The sequence below is a fragment of the Hyunsoonleella sp. 2307UL5-6 genome (assembly GCF_047345485.1).
GTDB lineage: Bacteria > Bacteroidota > Bacteroidia > Flavobacteriales > Flavobacteriaceae > Jejuia.
On the sequence record NZ_JBLFEN010000004.1, the window covers coordinates 440,385 to 450,606 of the forward strand.

Annotated in this window: 9 protein-coding genes and 1 tRNA gene; 5 read left to right on the forward strand and 5 right to left on the reverse strand. The window is 32.7% G+C overall.

What is annotated here, in order from left to right; all coding sequences use genetic code 11:
• The first annotated feature begins 11 nt into the window (after positions 1 to 11).
• Complete coding sequence (locus ACKGJY_RS10010) at positions 12 to 287, forward strand: ATP-dependent Clp protease adaptor ClpS (RefSeq protein ID WP_413973742.1); 276 nt, start codon at positions 12 to 14, stop codon at positions 285 to 287.
• Between the two features lie 61 nt (positions 288 to 348).
• On the opposite strand, the gene ACKGJY_RS10015 is transcribed toward ACKGJY_RS10010, so the two are convergent.
• From ACKGJY_RS10015 to ACKGJY_RS10035, 5 genes are all read right to left on the reverse strand, one after another.
• A complete protein-coding gene (locus ACKGJY_RS10015; RefSeq protein WP_413973759.1) occupies positions 349 to 1,761 on the reverse strand; it encodes an MBL fold metallo-hydrolase in 1,413 nt (470 codons plus the stop codon).
• A gap of 106 nt (positions 1,762 to 1,867) precedes the next feature.
• The gene (locus ACKGJY_RS10020; protein WP_413973743.1) at positions 1,868 to 2,659 is read right to left on the reverse strand and encodes a sulfite exporter TauE/SafE family protein; all 792 of its coding nucleotides are present in this window, start codon (positions 2,657 to 2,659) and stop codon (positions 1,868 to 1,870) included.
• The gene (locus tag ACKGJY_RS10025) at positions 2,660 to 3,073 is read right to left on the reverse strand and encodes a DUF6691 family protein (RefSeq protein WP_413973744.1); all 414 of its coding nucleotides are present in this window, start codon (positions 3,071 to 3,073) and stop codon (positions 2,660 to 2,662) included.
• Between the two features lie 4 nt (positions 3,074 to 3,077).
• Entirely contained in the window at positions 3,078 to 3,635 is a 558-nt protein-coding gene (locus ACKGJY_RS10030; protein ID WP_413973745.1) for a YeeE/YedE family protein, read from the reverse strand.
• Positions 3,636 to 3,864: 229 nt separating this feature from the next.
• Positions 3,865 to 4,494 carry a Crp/Fnr family transcriptional regulator gene (locus ACKGJY_RS10035; protein ID WP_413973746.1) on the reverse strand — a complete coding sequence of 210 codons (630 nt, stop codon included), beginning with the start codon at positions 4,492 to 4,494 and terminating at the stop codon, positions 3,865 to 3,867.
• 84 nt (positions 4,495 to 4,578) lie between these two features.
• Here ACKGJY_RS10035 and ACKGJY_RS10040 point away from each other — a divergent pair.
• The 4 genes from ACKGJY_RS10040 to ACKGJY_RS10055 all read left to right on the forward strand — a co-directional run.
• Positions 4,579 to 4,652 (forward strand) — tRNA-Arg (locus ACKGJY_RS10040).
• Positions 4,653 to 5,545: 893 nt separating this feature from the next.
• On the forward strand, positions 5,546 to 7,474 hold the full coding sequence (locus tag ACKGJY_RS10045; protein WP_413973747.1) for a sensor histidine kinase: 1,929 nt from the start codon (positions 5,546 to 5,548) through the stop codon (positions 7,472 to 7,474).
• A 98-nt stretch (positions 7,475 to 7,572) separates the two neighbouring features.
• Positions 7,573 to 8,295: a response regulator gene (locus ACKGJY_RS10050; RefSeq protein ID WP_413973748.1), complete on the forward strand. Its 723-nt coding sequence runs from the start codon at positions 7,573 to 7,575 to the stop codon at positions 8,293 to 8,295.
• Positions 8,296 to 8,860: 565 nt separating this feature from the next.
• Positions 8,861 to 10,222 (forward strand): Ig-like domain-containing protein (locus ACKGJY_RS10055; protein ID WP_413973749.1); only part of this gene is annotated, 1,362 nt, incomplete at its 3' end.

Below are 10,222 nucleotides of genomic sequence, written 5' to 3' on the forward strand. Positions count from 1 at the left end.
AAGATTAAAAAATGAGTTTAAAAGAGAAACTTTCCGAAGAGTTATTGCTTCAAGAAGAAGTATTAGACCAAAACGAAATTGTATTATACAATGATGATGTTAATACTTTTGATCATGTTATTGATAGTTTAATACATGCCTGCGACCATACTTCGGAACAAGCAGAACAATGTTCTTTAATTGTGCATTATAAAGGAAAATGTACTGTAAAAACAGGTGATTATGACGACTTAAAACCTAGATGTTCTAAATTGTTACAAGCTGGTTTAAGTGCTGAGATTGTTTAGTAAACAATGATAATGATATTTAGCAAACCTCACAGATTTTTTAGTCTGTGAGGTTTTTTATTTATAATGTAGTTGGGCAAACAAAATCAGTAGTAGGTAAATCTGTAGTTTTAATGGCGCCAAAACCGCCATCAATATCTACTAATTTATTAAACCCACGGGCTTTTAATATGGATGCAGCAATAACTGAACGGTAACCACCAGCACAATGAATGTAATAAGTATTGTCTTTATCTATGGTATTCATATTATCGTTTATATAATCTAAAGCAAAGTGTTGTACATTATCTCCCTTTAAATGCTCAGATTTATATTCACCGTCTTTTCTAACATCTAAAATATTTATATTCATGTTTTTAAAGTGATTAGAAAAAACATCTACAGAAATAGAAGCTATGGTTTCAATATCTTTTCCAGCTTTTTTCCAAGCACTAATACCACCTTCTAAATACCCAAGCGTATTGTCGTAACCAACACGAGATAAGCGTGTAACAGTTTCCTCTTCTTTTCCTAGTGGAGTTACTAATAAAATAGGTTGTTTTAAGTCTGTTATTAAAGCACCTACCCATGGTGCAAAACCACCGTTAAGACCAATAAAAATGGAGTTTGGTATGTGGCTTTCAACAAATTCTTTTTGCGTACGAACATCTAAAACTAGAGCATTTTCATTATTGGCTATGGCTTCAAAAACTTCAGGAGCTAGAGGCGTATCTCCTTTTTTAAGCACATTTTCAAAAGCGTCATAACCCTCCTTATTCAATAGGGCATTTTTTGCAAAATATTGTGGTGGTGGGGCAATACCGTCTAGAACTTCTTTTACAAACTCAGCTTTGGTCATATCTGCACGTAAGGCATAGTTGGTTTGCTTTTGGTCTCCTAAAACACCAACAGTTTCTTTACTTAAATTTTTGCCACATGCTGAACCTGCACCATGCGCTGGATATACAATAATATCGTCTGGTAACGTCATTATTTTATGTCTTAGGGAGTCATAAAGCATGCCTGCTAAGTCTTCTTTAGTTACATCAGATTTAATAGCCAAATCTGGTCTACCAACATCACCAAGAAATAAAGTATCTCCAGAGAAAATAGCGTATTCTTTACCGTTTTCATCAATTAAAAGAAATGTAGAGGACTCTAAAGTATGTCCAGGTGTGTGTAATACTTTTATAACTATGTTTCCTAACTTAAATTCTTCATTATCTTTTGCAGAATGAATATTATATTCTGTTTCGGCTTCTGGTCCAAAAATAATTTTTGCACCAGTTTTTTTTGCTAAATCTACATGCCCGGAAACAAAATCTGCATGAAAATGAGTTTCAAAAATATACTTAATTTTTGCATTATTACGTTCCGCTTTATCAATATATTGCTGTGTTTCGCGTAATGGGTCTATAATTGCTACTTCACCATTAGACTCAATATAGTAAGCGCCTTGTGCTAAACAGCCAGTATATATTTGTTCTATTTTCATCATAAAATTTTTTGTTATTCCCAATAAGGAAGGAATATTTTCAATTACATATTTCAAAATTACAAAAGCTAATACAATTGTTTTGTAACTTATATTACTTTTAAAACTATTTTAACTCTTTGTAAATGATGTAAGTAGCCATAATTAATACAAAGTAGCCAAAACTTTTTTTTAATTTTTTTCCACTTATAAATTTAGACAGAAAGACCCCCAGAATAATTCCTAAAATTGATATTCCTGTAAATATTAAAAGGAATGTCCACTCTATGTCTAAAGTTTGTACATCGCCTGTAAACCCAATTAAAGAGTTAATAGTTACAATGATTAGTGAGGTGCCTACAGCTTTTTTCATTGGAATATTTGCCCATAGTACCAAAGCGGGAACATATAAAAACCCGCCTCCTGCACCAATAATACCTGTAATAGTTCCTATAATTAATCCTTGAATAAATGTTTTATAGTAGGGTTGACTCTCAGCGTTTTCAATTGGTTCTTTTTTGTTTTTTATCATGGAATAAGATGCAAGTATCATAATAACGGCGAAAAAAATCATGATGCCCATATCTTTTGTTAAGCTAAAATCCTCAACACTAAATAGCATTTTTGGAATTCCTGGAACTAAATAGCGCCTAGATAAATACACAGCAATAAATGACGGAAATGAAAAAGCTAAACCTGTTTTAAAATCAACCAAGCCTTTTGTGTGTTTTTGGTATGTACCAACCATAGAAGATGTACCAACAACAAAAAGTGAATACGCTGTTGCAACTACTGGGTTATAGCCCAATAGGTATACTAATAATGGAACAGTTAATATAGAACCTCCACCACCAATTAACCCTAAAACTAGACCTACAATTAAAGCACCAACATATCCTAAAATTTGGGTGTAGTCCATTTAGTGTGGTAGTTTGTTTTTAAGGAGTCCGTAAATAAATGTACCGAAAATAGCAGCAGCAATAACTATTAGCATGCTATAAATACCTGTGCCTAAAAGAATATACATTGGGCCTGGGCAAGCACCAACAAGCGCCCAACCCAAACCGAATATTGTACCACCAACAATGTAGCGTACAAAACCGTTATCTTTTTTAGGTACAAAAATAGCTGCACCTTTTATACTTTTTATTACGCCACGTTTTGAGAGTTGTAAAAACAAGATTCCTGAGGCAATTGCAGTACCTATAATACCATACATGTGGAAGGATTGAAAACGAAACATCTCGTAAATACGATACCACGAGACTGCTTCGGACTTTACCAAAACAATGCCGAAAAATATGCCAACAAGTAGAAATTTTAATACTTTCATAATCTTAAAAAATTAGTGGTAAAATAAAATTTGTCATGATAAGCCCTCCTATAAAAAAGCCTATTACAGCTATAAGTGAAGGTTTTTGTAAACTGCTTAAACCGGTAATTGCATGTCCTGAGGTGCAACCGCCTGCGTAACGTGTACCAAAACCTACCAGTATACCACCAATAACTAAAAGTAGTAGCGCTTTAGGTGATGCTAAAACATCTAAGCTGTACATTTCATTTGGAACTAGATTTTGTCCTGGGTTATTGAATCCCATATTTTGAAGTTCTGCTACTGTTGTTGGATTTAGGTCTGTACCTGAATGGTTTGATAGAAACTGTACTGCAATAAAACCACCAATTATAGCGCCTAATACCACAGTTAAGTTCCAAAGTTGGTCTTTCCATTTAAAGTTAAAAAAGTCTGTAAATTTTCCTGCGCCTGCAATTGAGCACATGGTGCGTAGGTTTGATGACATTCCGAAGGTTTTGCCAAAATAAAGCAGTAATGCCATAACTAAGGCGATTAGTGGACCTGAAATATACCAAGGCCAAGGATTTAAAATTGTCTCCATATTTAGAATTTTAATGCGAATTTAAAATAAACTTGTTTTATGTATTGTAATAAATGTTACTTACAGAACGTAAAAAGGTAATGAATTAAGAACTGATGTTGGCGGATGAGTGCGCTAGGGATTGAACGGCGTGTTTGAAATCCCCGACGCAGGAGGGATTGAGTAGTGAAAGCCCGACCCTTGTGTTAGCCTGCCTGCGATACCGCAGGTAGGCAGGCGCCCAAATTAGCTATAAGACTTGTATTTTGTTTCGGCTGAGTTTGATTTTATTTTGATTTTCTAATTGTTTGAGCAGCCTGGAGATGACAACGCGAGAGGTGTGGAGGTCTTCGGCGATGTCTTGGTGTTTTACGATAATGGTTTTTGAGGCATGGAGTTTTGTTTTGTTGATGAGGTATTTGTGGAGGCGCTCGTCCATTTTAATGAAGGCGAGGTTGTCTATAGTTTGTAGCATTTCCTCAAAACGAATTTGGTAACTTTCTAAGATAAAATTACGCCAACTGGCATTTTCGTGAAACCATTTTTGCATGTTTTGAACGGGTATCATGATGAGGGTGGAGTCTTTTTCGGCTACAGCGCGAATTTTACTTTTTGTAGTGCCCATGCAGCAGGTGAGAGACATGGTACAGGTTTCGCCAGCTTCGAGGAAATAGATGAGGAGTTCGTTACCGTCTTGATCTTCGCGGAGAATTTTAATGTTGCCGCTTAATAATAACGGGATGTGTTTTAGGGTTTGATTGATGTCTATGATGATATCGTTTGTTTTAAACTTTGTTAGTTTGCCAATGGTTTCTATTTCACGAAGTAGTGCCTTATCTAGGTTTTTATTGAACTTTTCTTGTAGGAGTGTGTGTGTCATATTCAAAAGTAATAATTTTAAAAATTGAAAGAAATTGTTTGGTGGAGTTTTAATAAAAAATGTATATTTGCACCCACTAAAAAAGGCCATGTGGCGCAACTGAATAGCGCACTTGATTACGGCTCAAGAGGTTGCAGGTTTGAATCCTGCCATGGTCACAATCACCCAAGAAACCACGCTTTTAAGCGTGGTTCTTTATTTTATGGAAAAACCAAACGTAGTTTGAAGTTTGGCAATAAAGTAAACAACTAGAACGATAGTCCGTGGTTTCTTATTTGCAGGATAGAGCTATGAGGGATGCGCTAGCGAATCCTGTTCTACAAAAGCCGTTATTAAAGATAAATCTTTATTTAAAAAGTTTGAACTTTGCCCACTCTAGGTCACGGATAAATGTAATATCCCAGCGTTAAATCAAACTTCTTTGAATTTATATGTTGGAATGAATTTTTTATTTTTAAAGAGAAGCTTTGAGGATCATCGCAGATAATCCTCTACAGGTCATAGTAAAACCAATAGTTTTAAAAGTTTTTTAAATTGTTGGTTTTTTTAATTGTAGAAAATTTGTTAAAAAACTTGATTTAATCAATAGGTATTTTATTTAAATTAATTTGTTTTTTTGACCTCATTTTTTCCTAGAGACTCTATAAATTTCTGCTTATTACAGTATCTGCGAGCTCCAATTGAATAGTATTTTAATTTTTGTTATTAGTCAAATAATATTATGAACTAAGTTTTAAATTTAAAAATAAAGCGATAGATATATAGTGGCGATATAGAATTTTTTATTTAAAAAAGTTTATGAAGTAGAATTTATGGTGATAACTATTGTAGTTATTCTATATGTCAAGACGTTTGAGTAATATTACTAATCCATCGGGATGGTTATTTTATATTCTGGATTTTGATGTTTCTTTCACCTTGGTACTTTATTAAATCTGCTCTACTTCTTCTTTTCTTGAAATTTTGATTAATTAAATCCAGTAAGAGATACTCTTCAGAACATTTTTAACAATTAATTAACGATTATTCTATCTTTGTAGAAAGAAAAAAAATGCGTTTAATTTTTACATTAGGAGTACTTTTTTGGAGCACTGTACTATTTGCTCAGACAGATACAACTTTACAAAATAGTAACATAAATAAAGTTAAGCTTTTTATAATACAAAAAGCAAAGGACTCTGCATTAATCTACTTAAATAAAGTTAAAGACGAAAAGAAGCAAGCTCGATTTCAAGCTATCCTTAATTCAAAAGAACTTTCTAACAAGGAATATTATTATTTTTTAGAAGATTGTTTCAAAAATAGAAATATTTCTGATGTTGAGTTTTCAAAATACATTGAAGCAAATATTGAAGAACCTGAGAAAGATGTAATTGACTTAGATTACGTAAAAATCAAATGGCTTCAGGTATCAAAAGTAAGAGATGAAGGTGATTTGGATGAGTCATCAAGAATAAATGATGGATTGTTATCTTATATAAGTAAATTTAATGATAAATCAATACATTACGAGTTGGCTAAAGTGTATGCTAATGTTCATAAAATTGTCCTATCATATATCCAAAGAGACATTGAATCTACTAAGAGTTTAATAGATAAAAACTTAGAAGTTTCAGAACGACAAAATGATGTATTAGCTCAAATTAATGCGCTATATCTTTTGTGTGATGTTTACGTCATAGAAGGAAAGTTAATTAAATTTATAGAGACAGCAGAAAAGGTGTTATTGTTAGAAAAAGAACTCGAGCGTAAGAGCATATTTTATACAGGTAACATTATACATCTTATAGATGGCTATGCATTTAAAGGCGGAGAAGATAAAAGAGTTAGGGAGTTATTAATGAAACTCTACAACGATGATGAAACTCGTATAGAAAGTCACTCTCTATTTGCAAATTACCTTTCTAGACTCCCAAAAAATGATTTGTATAAAACTAAAATCTATAATCTTTTAGCTAAAGATAATGCGCTAGATTACTGCAATGAAATTATAAAGCAAACTGAGACGCATTTAAATAAAAATGAGTTCTTTTTTGTTTTGAGTAGTGCATCACTTTTATTGGAAAAAGAAGGGTTTTTAAAAGAAGCGTTGGTTCTTTCTCGTAGATGTGTTGTGTTAAATCAATCTATTTATTCCGAAGATTTAGCCAGTTCACTTGCAAGTTCTGAGGTAAAGGAAGAAGTACGAATAAAGGAGCAAGAAATAGCTTATCAGAAAAAGCAATCTAAATTATACCTTATCTCAGGTTCCTTGTTTGCCATAGCACTTTTTGGAGCTGTATTTTTTCTTATTACGTCAAGAAGACAATCCAGTAAGTTAAACGAGCAAAATCGTATTATTCAAAAGGCTTTTGAAGAAAAGGAATTGCTTATTAAGGAGGTGCATCATCGAGTGAAAAACAACTTTCAGATTGTATCTAGTTTGCTAGAATTACAAAGTAAAGGTATAGAGGATGAAAAGGCACTAGCACTAGCCAATGAAGGTAAGACCCGTGTAAAATCTATGGCACTTATTCATCAAAAATTATATCAAAATAAAAGTGGACTTATAAACTTTGATGAATATATCAAGTTATTAGTTAATGAGATTAATACTATGTATGCTGGAAAAAGCAATGTCCAAACAAATATTAATGCAGAAAATATAAAGTTAGATGTAGATACAGCAATTCCACTAGGTCTAATCATCAACGAAATTATCACCAACTCTTATAAGTATGCTTTTTCGAAAGCGGAAAAAAATATACTTAATGTGTCTTTAAACAAGGAGAATGGAGAAAGAAATTATAGATTAGAAATATCAGACAACGGGCCAGGTATTGATGTTAATATTGATGTAAAAAAAGCAAAAAGTCTAGGGCTAAGATTAATTACTAGACTTGTAAAACAATTACAAGGTCAGATGAAGATTACTAGCCAAGGTGGTGCGCAATTTGATATTTTGTTTAAAGATATGATGGCAAGAAATGCGATTGATTAATTTTGTAATAATACGTTCAGAACAGTTTTTGGATGTTTTAGAACATTAAAGATAATAATGTTAAAATTGGAAAGAACATTATTTTATTTTAGAGACTTATGAGTAACGTCAAAATTTTAGTTGTAGAAGATGAAATCATCATTGCTGATGATATATGTGATACACTAGAGACTTTGGGATATACCGCATTAGAGCCTGCTATAAACTATACGGAAGCTATTGAGCGTATTGAGGCTGAATCTCCAGATATTGCCATTTTAGACATTCAATTGTCAGGAAAAAAAACAGGTATTGATTTAGCAAAGAAGATTAAGAATGAATATAATTTTCTATTCATCTTTTTAACATCAAATGCAGACAGCTTAACAATAAATGAAGCAAAAAAAGTGATGCCTCCGGCTTACTTAGTAAAACCTTTTACTAAGGAAGACTTATATACATCTATAGAAATTGCGCTATTCAATTTTGCTGGAAAAACAGGTCAATCTATAAGTGACGATGTCGTTATTAAGGATGCACTTTTCTTCAAAAACAAAGGCGTGTTTATAAAATTACGTTTTGATGATATACTTTTAATGAAAAGCGACCACGTTTATGTAGAGTTTTTGTTAAAAGATAAATCAAGGCAAGTTGTAAGAACAAGTCTTAATGATGTTATTTCTAAAGTAGACAATCGCTTTATTAGAGTTCACAGAGGATACATTATCAACACAGAGTTCTTAACTGAAATTGATCCTAATTCCGTGCGCATTGAAAACGACTTAATTCCTATTGGTAAAAAATACAGATCAGATTTACTAAAAAAAATAAATCTTTTGTAGTAGGGAAATACGATTATTTTTAAATTACCCGTTTTGCATTTTGAGTTAAAATAAATAGTTTAATATTTGTTCGAGTGATTTTTTAATTAAAAAAACGTAACGAGAACCAATTCATATGTAAATACTTGTTATCGATACAAATTTCACTCATTTCACTCATTTCAATCGTGGAATTCACTTGAATTGACAAAATTTTTTAAAAATGCATAACGTGTTTAAATTGATTAAAGGGACTCTTTTCTACAAATCAATATACCTTCATAATTCATATTTTTCCGATTTCTTAATCCTCCTAGAGTTATAAATTTAAGGTGTATTTACCTGTTTTGACTAAAGAAAACAATCATATCTTCTCATTTATCTTCTTCAAGATGTTGTTTAGAACATCTTAAGATTCACTCAGAACAATAATAACAAAAATTTAGTACTACTTATATACATTTGCATTGCAATTTGTGTATTTAATCGATAAAATATAGTATTTCAACGATATTTATTCAAGTTTTAAATACTTATTGAGCTATAGAAAATATGAACCCTAATATAATTATTACCATTTCTACTTATGTATTCATCAAATAGAACATCGCTTTTAACAAGCAGGTCTTTTGCCATAACAGAATATTTGAAACAATTGAATGGCATCTTTCAAATTTTTTTTAGAAGTTTTACTATTGCTCTGTTATTTCTTTTTTGTTTTTCTTCAGCATTAGTTTTTGCTCAAGAAACCCCTCAGTTTCCTAATACGCAAGTACTGGTTGATGGTACAGATGGGCAACCTGGAGCAACATATCTTGTCGAAAATGTTTCCTTACAAGTTAATGGAGGTACCTTTGATGTAGATGCACTTATCAGCATTGTGTCATTTACAGGTACGCCTACTGTTCAAAATATAGATGAGACGCAAGCCGCTCTGAATAGATTTGAGCCGTCTATTACCTATGACACCGCCGAAGAAGCTGTAGAATGGAATATCCAATTTATTGTTGCTAATTCTGCAGATACAAATATTGCAAATGCTGTTAGTATTCCCCTAGATAGTTTCTCTATGGAAATTATTGATATGGATGCTGAAGAGTTTACGATAGTTTCTATACCTGCTAGTTATGAATTAGAAGGGCAAACCCCTCCAGGTACTATCATCTCTCAGGTAACTACAGACCCTACAAGCACATTGGAGTTCAGAAGTCAGGATATTACAGATGCTGGAGTCTCTGCCAATAACACAAGATCAGTTATAAGGCTTAATTATGAGAACGTTTCTTCTATAAACTTTACGCTTGGAAGAGCAAATAACGACCCTAACCAGACTCGTAATATATCTATAGGTTTTTTAGGTGAAATTAATTTTGGAAGCCCAACTACAGTTATTACAAATGCACCACCTGTGGTAAGTAATAAGTCAACGTCTACTAATCAGGGTGTACCTACAACCTTATTAAACTTGTTAGTGGATGCAACAGATCCAGATAATAATATAGACATCACTTCTGTAGTGCTTATAGACCCTAATGACCCACTTAATACAGGTGGTTTTGGTGACAATCTTATAATTTCTGGAGAAGGAACCTATTCAGTAAATAATGCTGGTGAAATTATTTTTACACCAGAAAATACGTTTATTGGAACTACAAGTGCGCTCTTTAATGTAGAAGATCTTGCAAATGCAACATCAAACACGGCAACATTTACCGTTACTGTTCCAGCTAATATCGATGCACAAAACGATGACTTTACAGCAAGTCCTATTCAATCAGGGACAGCGGGAAGCACATCCACAGTATTCGTAAACGACGCACTTAATGGAACTACCGTAACATCAACAACAGTAGATGTATCTATAGTAGATGCAGATGGTTCTGGTGCTACCATCAATGGAGATGGAACAATAGATATTCCATCAACAACGGCTCCAGGAACCTATGCT